We start from the raw sequence: 21,365 nt of genomic DNA, 5'->3' as shown, positions 1-21,365 counted from the left end.
CTGACTTATCCTTTTTTCTGGATCGACACAGGGCGCTGGAATTCGCGGATGCCGTGCAGGCCCATTTCCCGGCCACTGCCCGACTGGTTAAAGCCGCCAAAAGGCGCGCGGGGGTTGAACGGCGCACCATTCACGTCGATCTGCCCGGCCCGCAGACGGGCGGTGATTGCATCGACACGGGCGGCGTCATTGCCCCAGACAGCGGCGGCCAGCCCATAGTCGGTGCCATTGGCCAGCGCGACCGCCTCGTCGTCATCGCCATATCCCATCACCACAAGGACCGGGCCAAAGACCTCGCCTTGCACGATCTCGGCGTTGGCGTCCTTCGAAACAAACACTGTCGGGCGGACGAAATAGCCTTGCTCCTGACCTTCGGGATGGCCGGCGCCACCGGCGATCAATGTGACGGAATCGTCCTTTTCGGCGCGGGTGATGAAACCCTGCACGCGGTCATACTGATCCTTGGAGATCACCGGACCCAAGCGCGAGGTCATCTTGTCGGCCAGCGCGCCGACCTGTGCGGCGGCGTCATCGACCATGGCGTGCGGCACGAGGATACGGGTCAGCGCGGTACAGGTCTGACCGCTGTTCAGCAACCCGCCATTGACCATCACCTTCAGCGCGACCTCAGGGTCGGCATCGTCCAGCATGATGCCAGCCGATTTGCCGCCCAGCTCAAGAAAACAAGGCTTCAGGGTCTTCGCCGCTGCCTGTGCAACCGCACGGCCACCCCCGACCGAGCCGGTGAAAGACACCGCATCGACGCCCGGATGATCGACCAGAGCCGCGCCGGTTATCGCATCGCCCGGAACAACGTTAACGGTGCCTGCGGGCGTGGTTTCAGCGAGAATTTCCATCATCAGCGCATTGGTGCGCGGGGTCAGTTCGCTCGGCTTGACGACCATGGTACAACCGGCGGCAAGGGCTGCGCCGATCTTCGCCATCGCCTGATGCAGCGGATAGTTCCACGGCGTAATCGCGGCCACCACACCGATGGGCCGGTAGCTGACCGTCGAATGCGCGATGGTCTCCGGCGCAAGGGCGGCATCCAGATCGGTGGCGAAACCGCGCAGCACATGAACGGGCAGTCCGGCCTGCACTGCCTTGGAGATTTTCTCGGGCGTGCCGACCTCGGCGTGAATTGCGGCGGCCAGATCGTCTGCACGTTCCTCGATCTTGGCGGCCAGCGCCTCGATCACCTTGCGGCGGGTGTCGGCGTCGGTCTGCGACCAGCTGTCAAATGCGGCGCGTGCGGATTTCACCGCAGCATCGACATCGGCATCGTCGCCATGGCGGGTTTTCCGGTCGGCCTGCCCGGTCAGCGGGCTGGAGAGGGTCTGTTCACGAGTGCCGTTCAGGGCCGTGATCTTGCCGCTCACAAGGGCGGTTTCATGGGTGTTCATGGGGTATCCTTTCAGATCCGGGACTTGCGGTTATTCGTGTGTTCAAGGGTCAGCGCCACGGCATCCTGCCAACCGATCTGATCGGCCGGAATGGTGCCTTGCGGCGCTGCGATCGGTGTTGTTTCGCCGATGCTCGTGAACGGCAGGCCAAGCGCGCGATAGGCGAGCATCGCCGCGCCGCGCGTCGTCGCCTCGGCGTTGGGGGTGCGGTGCAGGGGTCGGTCGATGGTGGCGGCAAGGATCGCACAGAACGCATCGCTGCGGGTCAAACCGCCATCGATGCTGATCTTGGCAAGCCGCTGGTCGGTTGCCTGTTCCATCTGTTCGATCACCTCGGCCGTGCCTGCGACGATCCCGTCCAGCACGGCGCGGGTCATTTCACCGGGGCCGGTTGCGCCCGACAGGCCAAAGAACGACCCCCGCGCCCGGGGCTGCCAATGCGGCACGCCGATGCCGTCAAGCGCCGCGACGAACAGGGCATCGCCGCGCACGGTTGGGTTCACCACCCGGTCAATCGCTGCCGCCTCGGGCAAGACGCCCAACCGGATCAGCCATTCCACTGCACTGCCCGCCGACATGACCGCCGCTTCGGTGCCAAAGCTGACACCCTCCGGCGTGCTGAGCGCGACATTGCCGAAAGCGGCGCGCGATGGTTTGGCAAAGGGCGTATCGCCGACCACCATGTTCAGGACACCCGAGGTACCAAAGGTGATCTTGGCGGTCCCGGGCGCGATGCAGCCCTGCCCATAAAGCGAGGCCTGCTGATCGCCGATCACCGCAAGGATGGGCGGCGCACCGGTGATCGCGTCGGCGGTGATGCCTTCGGGGGTGCAGGAGACAAGCTGCGGCAAAAGCGACGGATCAAGCTTCAGATCCCGCGCAAGGGCGTGGTTCCAATCGAGCGCTTCCAGATCGAACAGCCCGCTGTGCGACGCGTTGACGTGGTCGCTCACATGATGCGCGCCACCCGAAAGAACCCAGATCAGCCAGGACTCCAGCGTCCCGACACGCAATTCGCCTGCCTTGGCGCGAGTCCCGTCAGGATCGGCGCGATCCAGCAGCCAGCGCCATTTCGACACCGACAGCCCCGGCACCATCGCGATGCCCTGTGCGCGCAGCGACCGGTCCAGATCGCGGGTGCGCCCGTCGGACCAGGACAGGACCGGGCCACAGGGCTCACCCGTTGCCGCGTCCCAGATCAGCGCGGTGGTGCGTTGGTTGGCGATGGCGATACCGGCCAGCGGCCAGTTTGTGGCCAGCGCGCGCACATCCTTCAGGACATGCGCCGCCAATGCCCCCCCGTCCCACGACAGGCCATCGCCATCGCGGGATTCCGGCACGACGCTTTGACGCCAGTCACCGACAGCGCCGGTGGCATCGACCACCGAACACCGCAGGCTGGTGGTGCCAAGGTCGATCACCAGAACAATGGGGGCGGCGGGGCTCATGCCTTTGGCGCGGCCTTGTCGGCCCACTCGGGCGTGGGGCCGAACGGGTTTTTCAGGCCCAGCTTGCCGGGATTCAGGATGCCCTTGGGGTCAAGTCCGTCCTTTACCAACTGAAGCATCTCCATTCCCGAGCCCAAAGCCTCGCCCATCAGGCGACCGCGCTGAAGGCCGATGCCGTGATGATGGCTCAGGTTGCCGCCGTTGCCCAGAACCGAGCGTGCGCCCGCGTTCCAGACGTCACGATACCAGCGCGGACGATCTTCAAGCTCGGGGCGTCCACCGAACATGAAGTACAGACCGGCAGAGCCCGGATAGGCGTGCGAGATATGCGCCGTAGCCGTCCGGGTGCCATCAACCGCCATCATTGCCGCCGTCGCGTCATGATAGATGCGGGGCAGTTGCGACCATGGGGCGGTAATCTCCATCGTGTCGGGGGCGCGGTCCATGATCAACTCGTCCAGCGCGTGAACGCTGTTGCGGTTGGAAAGCCAGCGTTCGACAAGCGTTTTGTCGCTCGGCTTGCCATCGCATTCGGACCGCACGACCGACATGATTCCGGCGACGATTTCGGGATCGCCCTCATCATGGACCAGCAGGATATGTTGATCCTTGGTGTCGAAGTTGCGGCGCGATTCCGTCGCATCGTACAGGCGCACGACGGCGGGGCGTGCGCCGCGCTGCGAGAACCGTTTGATCGCATCGACCCCGGCATCAAAACTGTCGAACGCCCAAGCGCCGCTTTCGGTGTATGTCGCCTTTTTGTGAATGTTCAGACAGGCCGACACGATCACGCCCAGCGTACCCTCGGAGCCGACGAAAAGCTGCGTCATGTCGGGGCCGGTGGCGGAATGCGCGAATTGCGAGGTTTCGATCACCCGGCCATCGGCCAGAACCGCCGTCACGCCACGGGTGATATCGGCCATGGTGCCGTAACGTGTGCTCATCTGACCGGCACCCGAACAGGCGATCCAACCGCCCACGGTGGCCAGTTTCATCGACTGCGGCCAATGACCGGCGGTGTGGCCGGTTTTCTGCAATTCGTCCTCGAAGGCGTCCCCGAAGGTGCCGGCCATGACGTCGACACTCAGATCATCGGTGCGCAGGTCGGTGATGCCCGAGAGCTGCGTGAGGTCCAGAACCACGCCGCCAAAGACCGGCAGCGAGTTGCCCAACACACCGCTGCGGCCACCGGCTGCGGTCACGGGAATGCCCGCGTCATTGGCAAGGCGCAGGACTGCGGCGACTTCCTCGACGTTTTTGGGCCGTGCCACGGCGGCAGGCATCCGGGCCACATGGCCGGTTGTCGCCCAGACCATGCCAAGCGGCCACCAGTCGCGGGCGTAATCCGTGCGCGAATTGTCATCCACGTCGACCGATGCGCAGACCCGCTCAAGCGACTGGATGAAGGCATCACCGACCGCGACGGCGCTGCCGGTCAGGGTCTCGCGGGGCGTGATGCCCTTCATCCCATGTTCACCGGGGATCTCGGCCGGGCGACGGGGGGCGATTGCGATGGGAGTACGGCTCATGTGATGTCCTCTCTCGTACGGTTTTCAGCAGGCGTCGGCAGGTCAAGCGCGAGAACGCCCAGTTCCTGGCGCAGCGCCGATTTCAGGGTTTCGGTTTCGGCGGTGATCCGGTTTTCGCCCCAGCCCGCAAGGCGGCCGATACGCGTGGCGATACCCTCGGCGTCGGCCAGAACCGCGCGCCCGTCGTAAGTGGCGATGCGGGTACGACGAAACAGCAGGTCGGCCAGCGATCCGCCCATTTCGGCGCGCAGACCCCAGAGCGCCTCGGCGATGATGGTATCGCCGCGCGGCGTGATTTTTTCGCCCAAACCGGGCGCAAGGGCCGCCAGTTGTTCGACCTTCGCGGACCGGTCGCCATAGCGTTTGCCAAGGCGTTCGCCCTTGCTCAGGTGGCTGGCGCCGGATGAATAGCCATGCAGGCGCAGCTTGCGCGTGGTGCAACGGCCCTTGTGATCCAGCGCGGTGCAGATTGCATCGACCGTGCCTTCGGCCATCTCACGATAGGTGGTCAGTTTGCCACCAGTGACGGTGATCAGACCGTCGGCTTCTTGCTCGATGCTGTGCCGGCGCGACAGATCAGAGCTGCGCGCACTTTTGCCATCGGCGATCAACGGGCGAAACCCGGCCCAGCCGCTGGTGATGTCGGCGGGTGTGATCTCGCGCGTCAGATGGCGGTTTATTCCGTCGAGGATATAGGTCAGGTCGCTCTCGGTCACGCTGGGTTCGTTCACGTCGGCGGGATCGGTGGTTTCCGTCGAGCCGATATAGGCAAACGGGCCTTCGTCGACGACGGACACGGTGCGCCGGTCGCTGGCCACCGGCAGGCTGACGGCAACGTCGTTGCGCATCAACTCGATCGGCACGACAATATGGGTGCCCTTGGCAGGCGACAATTTGCGCGGGCTGTCCACGCCCACACCGTCAAGGAATTTCTGCGCCCAGACGCCGGTGGCATTCACCACCATGCGGGCATTGACCTCGGTTTGCGTGCCATCCACGTCGATATTCGCGGTGCGGAGGCCGTTTTTCACGTCCGACAACCCGGTGCAGCGGGCGTGGTTCACCATCACCGCACCGCGCGTGGCAGCGGTGGCAAGAACGGCAAGCACCAGCCGCGCATCGTCGGCGCGCAGGTCATGGAACATATAGCCAGCGCCGATCCGCTCCATATCGAGGGCCGGCATGTGGTGTTCGACCTCGTCATGGCTCAGCCGCTTGTGACGACGGCCAAGACGCCATGCACCGGCAAACTGATAACTCCACAGGGCACCGCCAAGGGCGCGTGACAGCTTTGGGTTGATCACCCCACCCTTGAGGAACAGCGGAATCATGAAGGGCATGACCCGCACCAGATGCGGCGCGTTGCGTTGCAGGGCGTGGCGTTCGCGCAGGGATTCCCGCACCAGCGCCACGTCGCCAGTTTGCAGATAGCGGAAACCGCCGTGAATCATCTTGGACGACCGCGACGATGTGCCAGAAGCGAAATCGCCCGCCTCGACCAAGGCGACGCTGAGACCGCGCGCGGCGGCGTCCAGCGCCACACCGGCCCCGGTGATGCCGCCACCGATGACCAGTACATCGAAGGTGCCGCCCGACAGTTTCGCAAGATGTGCGTCGCGGTTGGCCAGCGGTTCGTCGGCGGCCAGCCGGTCAAGCGCGGCGATTATGTTTACAGGCGCGCTCATGCGGCGTTACCGGTCGCCACGATGCGGGTTGCGCAAGCCTCCCAGCAGAACCATGCCTTGGCTCCGACAGTTGGCGCGATTCCATCGGCGCGGGTGCGCGCAATCAATTGCTTGCCCCGAGCGTCGATGCCCTCGACACGAAGAGTCGCACCGGAATAAACCACATCGGCAATCGTAATCGGCACGGCGTTTGCCGCCCCTTCGCCATCTGCCGACACAGTCACGTTTTCCGGACGCACCATGATCTTGACCGGGCCATCTGCTGCGCCGCTGAGCGCGGCAAAGCGCGCGCCTTCGACATCCTGCGTAAAGGTGTTCGCAGTGGCAGTTCCGGCGAAGATGTTGGAATCCCCAAGGAACGTCGCAACGAACTCACTGCCCGGCGTGTCATAGAGTTCCGCCGGCGTGCCGATCTGTTCGACAGCCCCTTCGCGGAACACGACGATCCGGTCCGACAGGGTCAGCGCCTCATCCTGATCGTGGGTGACAAAAATGATCGTCACGCCAAGTTCACGGTGGATGCGCCGCAGTTCCAGTTGCAGGGATTCGCGCAGCCGCTTGTCCAGCGCACCCAGCGGCTCATCGAGCAACAGCAGCTTTGGTTCAAACACCACGGCGCGGGCCAGTGCCACGCGCTGTTGTTGACCGCCCGACAGCTGGTCGGGGCGGCGGTCGGCGAAGGCCTCAAGATGGACCAGCGACAGAACCCGGTCCACTTTTCGCGCAATGGTCGCCGCATCGGGGCGCGGACGGCGCTGTTTCAGCGGAAATGCGATGTTCTCGCGCACTGTCTTATGGGGGAACAGGGCGTAGTTCTGAAACACCACGCCGATGTCGCGCTTGTGCGCGGGCACCGCGGCAAGGGACCGCCCGTCAAGCTCCATCCGCCCGCCTGCGTCGGGATCGGCAAACCCTGCAATCAGGTTCAGCGTCGTCGTCTTGCCCGAACCGCTGGGGCCCAGAAAGGTGACGAATTCGCCGGGGAGGACGTTAAGATTTACGCCAGCAAGAACCTTGAGCCCGCCATAGGATTTGCCCAGGTCGTGCAGTTCGAGCGCGGCGCCCTTTGCAGTTTCGGTAGCCATCAGCGGGCCCTCCTTTGGGTAAATATCGTGCTGGCGATCACGATGAACGCCGTCAGCAGCAGCAGCATGGTCGAGGCTGCGGCGATTGTCGGATCGATGTCATTGGCGATGGAATTGTACATCTGCACCGGCAGCGTTCGCATCCCGACGCCGCCCACGAACAGCGACACGACGACCTCATCAAAAGAGATGACAAAGGCGAACAATGCGCCGGTCATCATACCTGTGCTGATCAGCGGCAGGATGATCTGAAAGAACGTGGTGAGGCGGGATGCCCCAAGGCTGGCTGCTGCCTGCTCGAACCGCGTGTCGAATTGTTCCAGCGTGGCGGCAATCGGGATGAACGCGAAAGGCAGCGCCATGATCGTGTGGGCAATCACAAAACCGGTGATCGTGATGTTCAGGCGCCAGTCGAGAAACAGACCATAGACGGCCAGTGCGATAATCACCCCCGGCACGATGCGCGGCGTCAGCACCAGCGCACGGATCACGGTGCGCACCCGGGTCGACGACCGGCGCAGCGCAAGCCCCGCAAACACCGCCAGTACGGTCGATGTGAAGGTGACCAGAACCGCAACCTGAATCGAGGTGATGAACGCTCCCCACCATTGGCGGCTGCTGAAGAAGTTGGCGTACCACTGCCAAGAGAATCCCTGCGGCGGGAAGGCAAAGCTGCGGTTTTCGGGAAAGCTGAGCGGGATCACGACAAGGCCGGGCACCAACAGCAGCGCAATGACCAGCGCGCCGAAGATCCACAGCCAGATCGACTGCTTCCCGCCGCGCCCTTCGTCCGAGGCGAACCGGCTGGTGGTGCTTCCGGTGACGTCGTAACGCATCATCGTGGGCAGGACCACCAGCAGCGCTATCAACAGCATCACGACCGACGCGGCCGAGGCAAGGGGGACGTTCAGCACCGTGTTGATCAGCGAATAGATCAGGTGCGACAGCAATTGGTTCGAGGGCGAGCCGACCAGACCGGGAATGACATAAAAGCCCAGCGAGGTGACAAACACGATGACCGAACCGCCGATCACGCCCGGCATGGAAAGCGGAAACCAGATGTCGCGGAATGTGGTCCATTTCGTCGCGCCCAAGGAGGTCGAGGCACGTTCCAGCCGGGTGTCGATACCCGCCATCGCGCTGTAGAGCGGGAAAATCATGAAAGGCAGCATCACCTGCACCATGGCGATGGTCACGCCGGTGGTAGAGCCGCGCAGGACCAGACCGTCAAAGCCAAGCCATTGCGCAATGCGGTCGATGATGCCGTTGCGCTGAAGCATGACGATCCACGCAAAGCTGCGCACCATGACGCTGGTAAAGAACGACAGCAGGACGACGCCGGTCAAAAACGCCAACATCTTGCCCTTCGTGCGCACCATCAGATAGGCATAGGGATAGCCGATCAGCAGGCACAGTGCCGTCACCAGAAGCGCGACAAAGATCGTGCGGAACACGATGCGCACATAGGTATTGCTGGTGAAAAACTCGATATATTCGCCGATTGGTCCACCATCGCCGCCAAAACTGTTGCCAAGAACAAGGACGACGGGCCAGGCAAAAAACAGCGCCAGGAAGGCAACGATGGGCGCCATGAGCATCAACATGCCACGGTTGCGCGAAATGAAATTCGGTGATCCTGAAGACATGGTTCCTCCGTTCAGCGCCGTTTATGGCCCTGTCATTCGATCCTGCGGATGCGGTGTGTCAGGTGGGGCGCCGGGCCGCGCCCAGAAGGGGCGGCCCGGCGCGGATGTCACGTGGTGACGATCAGTTGTTCAGCCACTCGGTCCAGCGCGTGTTTATCTCTGCCGAGTTGTCGGCGACCCACTTCAGGTCCAGCGCGACAGCACCGGCGGCACGTTCAGGCGTGGCGGCGAACAGCAATTGACCGGCTTCGGTCAGCTCGGGCTCGGTTCCGATGATGCCGGGGATGACCGGATACAGTTCGGAAACGCGCGCCTGCTGTGCGGGCATCATGGCGGTCCGGATGTAATCGGCGCTGATCTCGGGGTACTTCACACCCTTCGGGATCGCCAGCACGTTGTTATAGATGATGTGCTGGTTCCAGACGGGCATGAAGGACGCACCGTTGTTCAGGGCGGGATAAGCACGCGACGACCATGCCATCAGCATGTCGACTTCCTTGCTTTCCATCATCTGGGTGGATTGCGCACCCGATCGCCAGAACACGATATCGTCGCGGATCGTGTCCAGCTTTGCGAAAGCACGATCCAGATCCAGCGGATACAGCTCTTTCGGATCCACACCATCAGCCATCAGCGCGATTTCAAGATTCACGCCTTCTGCGCCATCCCAGAGGCCACGCTTGCCGGGGAATTTCGCCGTGTCGAAGAAATCGGCCCAGTTGGTCGGCCCGCCATCGGGGAACGCCTCGGTGTCGTAGAGCATGATGTTGGCATAGCCGACTGCGGGTACGCCACAGGCGTTGCCGAAACCCGGCAGGACGTTTTCGAGGTTCTGCAGATCCTCGGGCAGTTCCTGAAAAAGTTCACCGCAATAGCGCATGGTGAACACCGGCGGCACTTCGACGACGTCCCAGGTGACGCGGTTGGCCTGCACCATCTGCTGCAACTGCGGCAAGGTCTGGGGGCCGTCGCCCAGCACTTCGATGCCGGTTGCTTCGGTGAAGGCCTTGCCGGTCGCATCCAGCGTTGCCTGCAAATACGGACCGCCGGTATTGGCGGAAACGATATGATCGGGTTTGTCCTGAGCGGCCAGAGGGGCCGCCGTCGCCGTCGCAGCGATTGCCGCGAGTGTCATAAGTCTTTTCATGTCTTCTCCTCCGCATTGTGGCCGTCGGACGGGTTTGTCCGGAGCCGGTTGTTCACGTGCGATCCACAACGACCAGCGAATCCAGCGCAATCAGCGCGCCGTCTTCTGTGCGGATCATCGGGTTCACATCAATCTCGGTCACGCGGCCACTGCCCATCAGGTGGGCCATGGCATCAATCACGGGACGCAATGTGCCGGACGCCAAGTCATACCGCGCCTCCACGCGGGCGGCGTAGGCGTCCCAGTTCGCGCTGTCGGTGTTTAAAAGCAGTGCATCCCGCGTGCCGGTCGCGTCTTCGATCCCGACGCCACCGGGGCCGATCACGATGACCGGGCCATACAGCGGATCGCTCAACGCACCGACGCCAATTTCGCCCTGAAAAGCGACCATCGGCTGCACCAGAAGGCCACGCGCCGGATCCGATGAATGGGTGTTCAGCGTCTGCGCCATGTCGCGCAGAGTTTCCGCCAGCGCATCGGGTGTAACGCCGACCTTGACCAGCCCGACACGGTTGCGGTGCGGTACATCATGGGCGTTGCCCTTGACGACCAGACGCTCCCAGCCCAGCGCCAAAACCCGCGCCGCCAGATCATCCAGCGCATCAACCGCGCCAAATTCGGAGGGTACAAAACCCATCCCCTGCCGCGCCAAAACCGCGCTGCTTGCGTATTCGGCCAAAGTCTTCTGACCTTCGGCCAGATCCGGCAGAGCCAGAGCGGTTTGCGCCAAGGGCACCCATTTCGCACGGCGCGGCGCGCTCAGCTTCATCTGTGCACTCAGCATCCGCACACCTTCGCCCATGCTGGTGGCAAGGATACCGGGCGTCTGTACCTGATCCAGCCCTTCCTGCGGCGCAATCTGCCAGATGAAGGTGACCGGCTTGGCGCTGTCCGAACAATACTGCGCAATCGGCACGACCCGGTCAGCGCACATTTCGCCGAACGCGATATAGACGACCAATGCGTCGACTTCGTCGGCCGCGGTCAGCGCGTCAAGCGTCGGCTTGAACAGATGCAGCGTCGCTTCCCAGCCGCCACCGATATCGATCGGGTTGGTGTCGCCCGCGCCGATCATGCCGATCTCGGCCACCTTTGCACGCGTTTCGCGCGCCAGTTCCACAACATGACCGCCCGCCGCCTCGACCTGATCGGCAAGAACTGCCCCTGCCCCGCCCGAGTTGGAAAGGATGCAGACCCGCGGGTTCACCGGCATCTGCCAGTTGCGTTCCAGTGCGGCCAGAACCGGCTTGACCTCATCATCGTCATGGATGCGAACGATGCCGAAATCGTCACACAGGGATTGCAGGAACATGTCGTTGCCCGCGATGGCAGCGGTGTGCGACAGCGCCGCCCGCTTGCCCGCCTCCGAGCGGCCAGCGTTCAACAGCACCACGCGCTTGCCCAGCTCGGCGGCGCGGGTGGCCGTTTCGGCAAGATTGCGTGGATCGCGCAAAGCCTCGAGATACAGCAGAACGACACCCACTTCGTCGCGGTCGACCAAGTGGCGCGAGATTTCGGTGGCGCCCAATGTTGCCTCATTGCCGACGCTGACGAAATGCGAATAGCCGCTGCCGGCCTCTTCGACACAACGGCTGAGAACCAGCCCCAATGCGCCGGACTGTGCCACAAGGGCGACCTCGCCGGGGCCGCGCAGGGTCTTGTTCAGGAATGGCGCGGCGGACAGCTTCACATCGTCGACGCGGTTGGAAATGCCAAAGCAGTTCGGCCCCAGCATCGCCATATCGCCCGCCGCTGTGACCAGTTTTTCCTGAAGCACAGCGCCCGCGGAACCTGCTTCGGCAAATTCGGATGCAAACACGATTACGGCCTTTGCACCGGCAACGCGGGCTTCGTCGACAACGCCGATGGCCCGTTCGGCGGGCACACAGATCACGATCAGTTCAGGGTCTGCGATCTCGGCAATGCTGCGCACGGTCGCCACGCCGGGAAAATCGGTTTTCGGATGGACAACGCAGACATCGCCCGAGAACCCGCCGTCGATCAGCACGCGCACCACGCGATGCCCCCAGGATTGGGGATCGCCGGCCGAAACCCCGACTATGGCAATGCGCCGGGGCGAAAGCAGCGACGTCAACGCGTCGCTGCGGTTCTCGGTGTGTTCACGATCCAACTGGCAATCCATCGACAGGCTCCCCCACAAGATATTTACATAACGTCAATTAAAACTGACGTTATGTCAATAATTTCTTGCTGAGTGATGGAGAGATCTTACAAGCCATTGTTATTGTGTGAATATTAGACCATAATGGTGTCGGCTCCGCCCCGACCAGACAGGGTGTCGTTGCCCACACCGCTTTCGATCAGTCGGCGCCAATGCCGCCTTTGATAGAATCGTCACGACCTCGTCAACGCGCAGGCCCAGCACCGTCTGTTCCAACTGCACAGCATCATCTGCAAGTGTCTTGAAGCGCAGCGATCGCGCCCCACACCAGTGGGCCACCCCGCAGCGTTCGAAGTTACGGACAGACTGTCAAAAACAAGACTGGTCACAGGTGAATTCTTTCTTCGAAGGCCGCAACGTCCGGCCCGAGATTCGCAGCCGAAGCACCCGGCGCGGATTGCATCAAGAGACTGCGTTCACCGTCAATCGACCCCGCTTTGCTGCCGTTTGCCGATGTCTGAGCAGACGCCGTGAAGATGGCAGCAGGCGTCATTTTTGCCTTGCTAACTTCCTGCGTTGTGCAGTTCGTTCAGGCGGATTTCATGCGGAGGGGTTCAGACTTCATCCTGTGGGACGAACGGCAACGACTGCGGCGTCCAGTCCGCCGCAGTCACAACCCGTTTCCACATCACAAACGTCCGTGAAACAGGCCTGCTTTCACTCATTTGCAGGGTGGAAATGCGCGAGGCGGCTGGACCGTCCGGTCGCCTCGCATAACATTACTTGGCCGCGTCCGAGGCGTTCTTCATCAGGTATTCCATGACCAACGTTGCCTCGTTTTCATCCAGCCCGGCGCGGGGGAACATAGACGGCGTGATCCCCTTCCACTGGTTCTGCGTGAAATGCGAAACCTCGCGCGGTCCGTGGCATACGGTACAACGCTCGTAAAAGATCTTTTCGCCCGGTGTGGCATCAACCAGCAGGGATTCGGTGATGTCATGGACCCGGTCGAGATCCAGCACGTCTTCATCAATCGCGGTCAGTTCGTAACCCTCGATGATTTCGGGCTTTTCATAGGCCATATTCGGCCCTTCCGGATCTTTGCATTTGCGCATGCTGCACAAAACGGTGTTTGCCGTCGTTGCCTGTGACAATCCCGAAGACCTTTGCGTCGACGTCAGAAAATTGACCAGACCCGAGTTGCAGCGCCCCTTGCTGTCCAGGGACGGCCATCCGCCTTCGTAGACGGAAACCACACCCGCCATGATGTCGTCGGACAGAATGGCACCGACGATGATCGTGCCGCGATCGTTGTAAAGTTCAACCAGATCGCCGTCTTCAATGCCACGGTCCGCTGCGTCCTGCCTGTTGATGCGGACGGGTTCACGCCCCTGAATTTTATAGAGTTCGCGAAGCGTCTCGGACTGGTCCATCTGGCTGTGCAGGCGATACCAAGGGTGCGGGCTGACCACATGCAGTTGGCCCTCTTTGGCGTTGCCGAGATATTCATGCTTTTCCATCCAGACAGGCATGCCCGGGCAATCGTCAATCTCGAAACCCGCGATTTCCTCGCTGAACATTTCGATCTTGCCGGATGCGGTGTGCAACGGGTTTGCGATGGGATCGGTGTAGAAATCGCCGTGGCGCACCCAACGGCGGGCTTCCGGCGGGACCTCCTGTCGGGCATAGCCCTTTTCCCAAAAGTCTTCGAACGATGTGTGCTCGGATGCCCCCGAACGAGAATAGGCGGCTTCGATGTGGTCGATCATTTCCAAACCATCGGTGAACTGGGTCCAGAGCCCCAATTTATCCGCCAGACCTTCGCAGATGTGATAGTCGGACATGCTTTCGCCTTCCGGTTCGATCACCTGCTTCATCGCGTAGATCTTGTCATTGGAATAGGTTCCGCCGACGCTGATGTCGTCGCGTTCCAGCGTCGAGCACGCGGGCAGCACGATATCGGCCCAGCGGGTTGCCGCCGTCCACCAGACGTCGACGCTGACGATGGTTTCGACCTTCTCCAGCGCGCGGATCAGGCGATTGGTGTCCTGCTGGTGCGACATGAAGTTGTTACCGGCGTTATAGATCATCTTTACGTCGGGATAGGTGCCGGTCATGCCGTTGTAGATGAATTCGCCGCCGGGATTCTCCAGCATTTCGGTGATCCGGCTGGCAGGGCAGATGCCCTTGACCCAGTTGCGTCCCTGGCTCAGTCCGGTCGGCGTGGATTTGCCCGATTCCGGCATCCCGCCCGAGCCATAGTGCCAGGAGAAACCAACCCCTTGACCCGGCTTGCCAATATGGCCGCAGAGGGCCGAGAAGTTGACCATGGCCCAATGGGTCATTTCGCCGTGCTGCGCGCGTTGCAGCGACCATGCACCTGCAATCTCGGTCTTTTTGGTGGCCATCAGTTCGGCCAGTTCGCGGATCTTGTCGGCCGGGATCCCGGTGATCTTTTCGGCCCATTCCGGACTTTTGGGCGTGTCGTCCCGCTTGCCCTGAACATAGTCGATCCATTGGCCCGCGCCGACGGTGTATTTCGCCAGATACTCGCGGTCTTCCATCCCGTTTTCAAGAACATGGAATGCCATCGCGTTGAACAGGGCGACATCGGTGTTGGGTACAATGCTGATCCATTCGGCGTTCAGGTATTCGTCGGACGGCGTGCGCTGCGGATTGATCGAGATGAATTTGGTGCCATTGTCGCGAATTTGCGCCCAAGGGCCATACATCTGGTGGTCAGCGACGGTGAATTCGATGCGGTTGTTCTTGATCGGGTCGCAGCCGACCAGCACGAACACTTCGGTATTGTCGCGGATCACCTCCCAGGCGGTCTGCGCTGAATAGACCTCCATATCGCCGATGACGCGCGGCAGGCTGATCTGTGACGCACCGGCAGACCAGTCACCCTGCGTGTTGGTGCAGCCGCCGATCAGGTTCAACAGGCGCCCTTGCATCACGTTGGGCCGAAAGCTTCCCGCATTGGCCCAGCCGCCATAGGATGAACTGAAGATCGCCTCGTTGCCGTGGTTGCTGGCCGTGTCCAGAAGCGCCTTGGCGGTCAGGCTGAAAGCGGTGTCCCAATCGACCCGCACATAGGGCTCCTTGCCGCGCAGTTCCGGTTTGGTTTCGCCGTTCTCCCAATTTTCCAGATAGGATTTGCGCACCATCGGATAGTCGATGCGCGATTTGTCATAGGTGCGGTCCTTGATGCCATACATCAACATCTCGGTCGGCTGGGCGTCCAGCTCTGGCACTGTGGTGACATTGATCAGCTTGCCGTCACGCACGACGGCCTCGAACGGGCCAAAGTGGCTCGCGTGAAACACCCGCGCGCTTGAAAGCGAGTTGGTATCCAGAGCAGCCATCGCGGTGCTGCTGAGCAGACTCGTTGCCCCAAACGCGGCGACACCGCCCTGAAGAAAGGCGCGGCGGGTCGGGGTATGAAAGGACATGAGTTTCTCCGGATATGGCGGTGCTGCGCCCTGCCTAACTAGATCCGCAGGGGAAAGCTTGATCTAGAACAAATACTTATTTATCCGAGACTCTATTATTGGCGAGCATCTGCGCACCTCCTCCATGTGATCGGAAAGACGCCGCGCCACCGCGATGGCCGTCTCCGTCAGCTGCAAGGCGCGCTTTTCCATTCAGATGCGATCTTCCTGAACCGATGAAATTGCGGGGCCGACGAATTTTCGCCGAAGACGCAGATGGTGAGAGTCGCCGTTAGACTGATGGTATTGATCGCCCGGCGCAGTGCGCTGTAGTTCATGGTGAAATTTTTGCTGCAGGTGGATTGCGTTGCGGCAATCAGGCCATAAGTTTCACCAAGGGCTTCCATGACGACGGGCAGTCCCCGTATCGCAAGGAACCCGACGCCATGTCCAACCCCCAGACCGTCGCCGCCGACCTGGTTCGCGCAATCGCCGCCTATGAAAACCAGCCGGCCATGGCAGATAGCGAGCGCAAGCTTTCTTATGGTCAGCTGGGCAGTTTCGCCGAATGCACCGAACCGCATCTGCGCGACGTGCAGGTCGTCGGCATCTTTGGCGCGCCGGGTATCGCCATGGCCGCAAGTGCTGTGGCCTGCGTGATCCACGGGCGTCCCTTCGTGCATCTGGATCCGGCCATGCCGCCGATGGTTTTACACAACATCATCTCAGAATTGCGCGTAACCCTCGTCATCCTGTGCCAGCCCATAGCTGCCGGTCACCTGCCGGGGGATTGCCGAACGCTGGATGCAAACGGATTGCTGGACGGGGTCAGTGCCGCACCCGTCACAGCGTTGCGACCCGCCCCGGTTGACGCAAAAGATCCGATTTACCTCGTGGCGACTTCGGGCACGACGGGACGGCCCAAATGTATCCCCGTATCACAGGATGCCGCCTATCTGTCCTATGAGTGGCGCGATGCGTTCACGCCCTATGGTCCCGGCCTGCGCGTCGGGATTTATATCTTCGCCATCTGGGAAATGTTTCGCCCCCTGCGCAAGGGCGCGGAACTGTGGTTTCCGGACCCCAACACCTTGATGGCGCCGCGTGGATTGGCCGATTTCCTGATCTGCAACGACATCGACGAGATGCTGTTCACGCCGTCCTTCTATGACACCTTTCTGTCCGCGCTGGACCGTAAAACCGCAAGCGCTTTGCCGCTGCGCCGCGTCGTGCTGAACGGCGAGGTCGTGAGCGATGATCTGATTGCCGCCTCGCTGGACAAGGTGCCGGGAGCGGCGCTGTGGAACCTCTATAGCATTTGCGAAACCCATGACGTGTGCATGTCGCGGCTGACGGAACCCTCGGGCGGCGGGCCGGTTTCGGTGGGTGTGCCAATGCAACACCTGCGCGCCGTGATCCTGGACGAAAGCGACGCCCCCTGCCCGCCCGGCACCCCCGGACAGTTGCATTTTGAAGGGCCGCGCATGCTCGGGAGCGGATACGTCAACCGCCCCGAAGAAACGCGCCTGCGGTTTCGCACCCTGACCATCGACGGGCGGGAAATGCGTCTTTACGACACCGGCGATCAGGCTTGGCTGGACGAAAACGGCGCGCTGCATATCGTCGGCCGTATTGCGCATATGCTGAAGCTGCGGGGCTTTTCGATCCAGACCCGCGAACTGACCGATACCATGCGCGACCGTTTGAGTTTTGCACGGGCCGCACCCTGGGTGGCAGAGGTCGGTGCACGGGGGCCGGCCCTGATCTTCTATTTCGCCGCCGATGCCGAACAGGCGCGGGCGAACGCAGATCGCTGGGGCCTGCAACCCGGCAGCAACCGGATGCCCGCCGCACTGGCCGCAGACCTGCGTGCGGTTCTGCCCGCCTATTGTGTGCCCGCGTACCTTGTGCAGTTGGACGCGATCCCGCTGCACCCGGTATCGGGCAAGGCCGACCTGCGGTCTCTGCCCGCCGTGGCCGACGAAAGTGATACAGGCCCAGCCGCTGAAGATGCCGTCATCGCCGCCGCATCCCTTGCCATGGGCTGCGCCCCCGATCAGATCGACCCCGCGCTCAGCTTTCACGATCAAGGGGGTGACTCTCTGATGTGCGTCACCCTGATGCTGGAGCTTGAGCGGGCCTATGACAAACCCGTTGATTTTGACCTTGCCATGAACGTCCCCTTGCACCGGCTCGACCAGCTTTTGACCGAGCAGGCGGATGCCCCCGCACCCACCGATGTGTTCGACCGGCCCGGAATTCTGTTGACGGGGGCCACGGGGTTTCTGGGCGGGCATGTCCTGGCGCGCGCGGCGCGCGACCTGCCGCCCGGTCATGTGGTTTACTGCCTTGTGCGCGACAAACGGCGTGGCGCGCGCGACCGGCTGGACGATGTGGCGCGGGCGCAGGGGGTCGCCGCCAACCGCTATGTCATGGTGCCCGGTACGCTGGACGCACCGCGCTTTGGGCTGGACGACGCTGCGCATGATACGCTGGCCGGATCAGTGGGCGCGGTCGTGCATTGCGCGGCCATGGTCAACATGGCGATTGGCGAGGCCGATATGCTGGACTGGTCGGCGCGCGGCATTGATACGGTATTGGCGTTTTGTCGCGCGGCCGGAGCAGACCTGCGCTTCACCTCGTCCAGCGCCGTGTTTCCCGACCGGGGTGGCCCCTGGCCCGAAGCACCGGCAACAACCTGGGAGCACTGCACCGGCTACGGCGCTGCCAAGATTGCAGCGGAAACTGCGATCACCGCATCAGGCACCCCTGCCGCCATCGTGCGGTTGCCGTCGCTCTATGATCTCGACGCGCCAAACCCGCGTGACATCTATGAGATTGTACTGGCCGCATCGTTCCGCGCCGATGCATTTCCGCAGGGACTGCAATTTCCGATGACCGATGTGCGCGCCGCTGCCGCCTTCCTGTTGGGTGATATAACAGCTCCGGAGGCGCGGGTTTACAACCTGATGACGCGCGGGCGTGTTGCCCCCGAGGGCGCCAACTTCATGGCGGCGCAGGACTGGCTGGAGACGGTCGACATCCCGCCCGGCATCGCCCGCGTGATCGCCGAGTTTCCCGACACCCTGCACGCTGATGCGGCATTCGACACCGATGCAGCCCGCGCCGTCTGGTCGCAGATGTCAGACGCGGCCTTCGACACGATCAGCGAGACAGACGCGCTGCTGGCGCGCCGCCGCGCCAGTTACCAGAGAGATCCAGCGTTGACCTGAACGTCCTCCATCGTGATGGCCCGCGCGGCATCACTGACAAGGAAGGCAGCGAGGTCCGCGATCTCGTCGGGCTGGACCAGTTTGTGCTGGGGATTCGATGCGGCGTACTCTGCCCGCACCGCTTCGCGCGATTTTCCGGTGGCTTCGACGTCGGCGTCGATAAACTGCTTCAGCATCTCGGTTTCCACCCATGTCGGGCTGATCGAAACGCAGGTGATGCCATGCGGCGCGCCTTCCAGACTGACGCAGCGGCCAAGCCCCAGAAGCCCGGCCTTCGACGCGCAGTAAGCGGCATTGTTCACCATGCCCTGATGCGCCGCGACCGATGCCAGATTGACGATCCGCCCCCAGCCCGCTGCCTTCATATGCGGCATTACGCTGCGGATCATCCGAAACGTGCCCGACAGATTGGTGTCGATGTGATCGTCCCAGATGGCGTCGGGATGGTCGATGACGGCGGCCTCGGCATAGACGCCTGCCGCGTTGATCAGGATGTCCACCCCGCCATATCGCGAGACGACATCCGCGACGAAACCATCCACACTTTCGCTCGATCGCACGTCCAGTGCAGCGACCCGCGCATCGACGCCCTGCTGCCCGAGGATATCGCGCGCAAGCTCTGCATCGCCGCCCCGACGCGCGCCGATGGTCACCTGCGCCCCGTCACGGGCCAGTCTGCGCGCAATGGCCAACCCCATTCCCGAAAGTCCGCCTGTCACGATTGCCGTTCTGTTGACCTTGGTCATGCCGTTCCTGTCGTTTGTCCGAAATTTGCGCCTTGCTACGCCAATTCAGCTGCGCGTGCACCGCGAAATCACCGGCGGGCTTCTGACATTGACAGACGGCGCTTGGGGGACAAGAATCAGACCTCGCCCTTACCCGTCCAATGGGCACGATCCACATCAGTTTATCGATAAGATCGATCATAGATGGATTGACTGGTCGCCTTCCCGGAGCGATGCGCGCGCCCTACCCGAAGGGGTCCGCCTGTCCCACCAGATATCCTTGCGCGACCGCCCTCACGATTGAGTGAATGCTCAAGCTGAGTATTGAGTGATTGCTCAACCGCACCTACATCACTTGTACGCCATATGGCGATAGAGGCGAAACGGCGCCTTTGGAACACAAACGGGGAGACGCGGCGCAGAGAACAGAATCGACCGGACCAGGATGCGATCAAAAATGATGCGGCCTGCTGCTGTCGGCATCGACGGGTTGGACAAAGGTTTGTTCACCGTATCCAGCCAAGAGGTGACGGCCACCACGACCACCCGCCTGATTGAAAAATGGTGCGCCGACATCCGCCCCACAAGAATTCAACCACACCAAACTGACAACTTAAGGAAACTGAATGACTGACTTTATCAAACACACCATCGAAACTGCCCCCGACCTGTCCAAGCCGCTTCTGGAAACGTCGCTGAAAAACAACGGCCGTATCCCCGGCCTGCATGCTGTAATGGCCGACGCACCCGGACTGCTGGCGACCTATAACTTTGCCCATCAACAGTTCATGGCCACCAGCCTGACCGACGAGGAAAAAACTGTCGTCTGGCAAACTGTGAACGTCGAACAGGACTGCCACTACTGCGTCCCCGCGCACACCGGCATTGCCAAGATGATGAAGGTTGATGACGCAATCACCGAGGCGCTGCGCAACGAAACGCCCCTGCCGACCGCCAAGCTGGAAGCGCTGCGCGACTTCACCCTGCTGGTCATTCAGAACCGCGGATTTGTGGATGAGGCCGACACGCAAGCCTTCCTCACCGCTGGGTTCACTCGGGCCAATATCCTTGAAGTCATCCTGGGTGCTGCACAGAAATTGATGTCGAACTACACCAACCACTTTGCCCAGACTCCGGTTGATGAGGTGTTCAAGAAATTCGCTTGGTCGCGTGCAAAAGTCGCCGCTGAATAAGGCGCATGACAGCGGGGCGGCACCAGTGTCGCCCCGCAAGGTACTTGGACAAATTGAAAGGACTATCCCGTGACTGACCCACTCCGCATCGACATCGTGTCCGACGTGATGTGCCCTTGGTGCATCATCGGGTATCGCCAATTGGCCAAAGCACTTGAGGCGACGCAGGTCGCGCACGAGATCCACTGGCACCCGTTCGAGCTGAACCCCGAGATGCCGCCAGAGGGGCAGAACACCCGCGCGCATATCATCGAGAAATATGGCTCGACCCCGGAGCAATCCGAACAAAGCCGTCAGCAGATGACAGCACTCGGCACCGATCTGGATTTTGATTTCCGCTTCACCGAAGACATGCGTATGCACAACACGTTCAACGCCCATCAATTGCTGCATTGGGCCGATGAACAAGGTCGCAAGCATGACTTGAAAATGGCGTTGTTCACTGCACATTTCACTGATGGGCGTGACCTGTCTGACATTGCGGTTCTGGCCGCTGTCGCCGGCGAAATTGGGCTTGATCCGGCCGAGGCTTTGACAGTCTTGCAGGATCAGCGCTTTGCGTCCGAAGTCCGCAAGGCAGAGAAGTTCTGGACCCAGCAAGGTATTCGCGGCGTTCCGGCGGTGATTTTTGATGCCCAGCACCTTGTGACCGGCGCCCAAGGGGTCGAAAACTATACGAGCATCCTGAAGCAGCTGACGAATGAGCCTGCCTGAC

15 protein-coding genes are annotated in these 21,365 nt (G+C 61.9%); 4 read left to right on the top strand and 11 right to left on the bottom strand.

The genetic code is table 11. From position 1 onward, the window contains the following. Nucleotides 1-5: 5 nt before the first annotated feature. The 10 genes from FQ320_RS18245 to FQ320_RS18200 form a co-directional block, all read right to left on the bottom strand. Nucleotides 6-1,403: an aldehyde dehydrogenase family protein gene (locus tag FQ320_RS18245; RefSeq protein WP_148474773.1), complete on the bottom strand. Its 1,398-nt coding sequence runs from the start codon at nucleotides 1,401-1,403 to the stop codon at nucleotides 6-8. Between the two features lie 11 nt (nucleotides 1,404-1,414). Further along, nucleotides 1,415-2,851, bottom strand: coding sequence for an FGGY-family carbohydrate kinase (locus FQ320_RS18240; RefSeq protein WP_148474772.1), 1,437 nt, complete (start codon nucleotides 2,849-2,851; stop codon nucleotides 1,415-1,417). Continuing rightward, on the bottom strand, nucleotides 2,848-4,380 hold the full coding sequence (locus tag FQ320_RS18235; protein ID WP_148474771.1) for an FAD-binding oxidoreductase: 1,533 nt from the start codon (nucleotides 4,378-4,380) through the stop codon (nucleotides 2,848-2,850). Before FQ320_RS18235 ends, FQ320_RS18240 begins: the two co-directional genes overlap by 4 nt. Further along, nucleotides 4,377-6,065 carry a glycerol-3-phosphate dehydrogenase/oxidase gene (locus FQ320_RS18230; protein WP_148474770.1) on the bottom strand — a complete coding sequence of 563 codons (1,689 nt, stop codon included), beginning with the start codon at nucleotides 6,063-6,065 and terminating at the stop codon, nucleotides 4,377-4,379. Before FQ320_RS18230 ends, FQ320_RS18235 begins: the two co-directional genes overlap by 4 nt. Further along, nucleotides 6,062-7,150, bottom strand: a complete 1,089-nt coding sequence (locus tag FQ320_RS18225; protein WP_148474769.1) for an ABC transporter ATP-binding protein — start codon at nucleotides 7,148-7,150, stop codon at nucleotides 6,062-6,064. The genes FQ320_RS18230 and FQ320_RS18225 overlap by 4 nt, the downstream gene beginning before the upstream one ends. Further along, nucleotides 7,150-8,796: an iron ABC transporter permease gene (locus tag FQ320_RS18220; RefSeq protein WP_148474768.1), complete on the bottom strand. Its 1,647-nt coding sequence runs from the start codon at nucleotides 8,794-8,796 to the stop codon at nucleotides 7,150-7,152. Before FQ320_RS18220 ends, FQ320_RS18225 begins: the two co-directional genes overlap by 1 nt. 121 nt (nucleotides 8,797-8,917) lie before the next feature. Next, entirely contained in the window at nucleotides 8,918-9,943 is a 1,026-nt protein-coding gene (locus tag FQ320_RS18215) for an ABC transporter substrate-binding protein (RefSeq protein WP_148474767.1), read from the bottom strand. Nucleotides 9,944-9,995: 52 nt separating this feature from the next. After that, a complete protein-coding gene (locus tag FQ320_RS18210; protein ID WP_187393960.1) occupies nucleotides 9,996-12,074 on the bottom strand; it encodes an acetate--CoA ligase family protein in 2,079 nt (692 codons plus the stop codon). 770 nt (nucleotides 12,075-12,844) lie between these two features. After that, nucleotides 12,845-15,520, bottom strand: a complete 2,676-nt coding sequence (locus FQ320_RS18205) for a molybdopterin-dependent oxidoreductase (protein WP_148474765.1) — start codon at nucleotides 15,518-15,520, stop codon at nucleotides 12,845-12,847. A 167-nt stretch (nucleotides 15,521-15,687) separates the two neighbouring features. Further along, the gene (locus tag FQ320_RS18200; RefSeq protein WP_148474764.1) at nucleotides 15,688-15,906 is read right to left on the bottom strand and encodes a hypothetical protein; all 219 of its coding nucleotides are present in this window, start codon (nucleotides 15,904-15,906) and stop codon (nucleotides 15,688-15,690) included. 39 nt (nucleotides 15,907-15,945) lie between these two features. Between FQ320_RS18200 and FQ320_RS18195 the strand changes: the two genes are divergently transcribed. Beyond that, complete coding sequence (locus FQ320_RS18195) at nucleotides 15,946-18,732, top strand: AMP-binding protein (protein ID WP_148474763.1); 2,787 nt, start codon at nucleotides 15,946-15,948, stop codon at nucleotides 18,730-18,732. Here FQ320_RS18195 and FQ320_RS18190 read toward each other — a convergent pair. Further along, the gene (locus FQ320_RS18190; RefSeq protein WP_148474762.1) at nucleotides 18,705-19,478 is read right to left on the bottom strand and encodes an SDR family NAD(P)-dependent oxidoreductase; all 774 of its coding nucleotides are present in this window, start codon (nucleotides 19,476-19,478) and stop codon (nucleotides 18,705-18,707) included. The two genes, FQ320_RS18195 and FQ320_RS18190, sit on opposite strands and share 28 nt — an antisense overlap. A gap of 436 nt (nucleotides 19,479-19,914) precedes the next feature. Between FQ320_RS18190 and FQ320_RS25775 the strand changes: the two genes are divergently transcribed. From FQ320_RS25775 to FQ320_RS18180, 3 genes are all read left to right on the top strand, one after another. Then, a complete protein-coding gene (locus FQ320_RS25775) occupies nucleotides 19,915-20,091 on the top strand; it encodes a hypothetical protein (RefSeq protein WP_187393959.1) in 177 nt (58 codons plus the stop codon). Next, nucleotides 20,084-20,650: a carboxymuconolactone decarboxylase family protein gene (locus FQ320_RS18185; protein WP_148474761.1), complete on the top strand. Its 567-nt coding sequence runs from the start codon at nucleotides 20,084-20,086 to the stop codon at nucleotides 20,648-20,650. The genes FQ320_RS25775 and FQ320_RS18185 overlap by 8 nt, the downstream gene beginning before the upstream one ends. A 69-nt stretch (nucleotides 20,651-20,719) precedes the next feature. After that, nucleotides 20,720-21,364: a DsbA family protein gene (locus FQ320_RS18180; protein ID WP_148474760.1), complete on the top strand. Its 645-nt coding sequence runs from the start codon at nucleotides 20,720-20,722 to the stop codon at nucleotides 21,362-21,364. Nucleotide 21,365: the final 1 nt, after the last annotated feature.

The sequence above is a fragment of the Oceaniovalibus sp. ACAM 378 genome, assembly GCF_008085915.1.
Classification (GTDB): Bacteria; Pseudomonadota; Alphaproteobacteria; order Rhodobacterales; family Rhodobacteraceae; genus Oceaniglobus.
The sequence above is the reverse complement of the archived record's forward strand: the minus strand, read 5'-3'. Positions and strand labels throughout refer to the sequence as shown.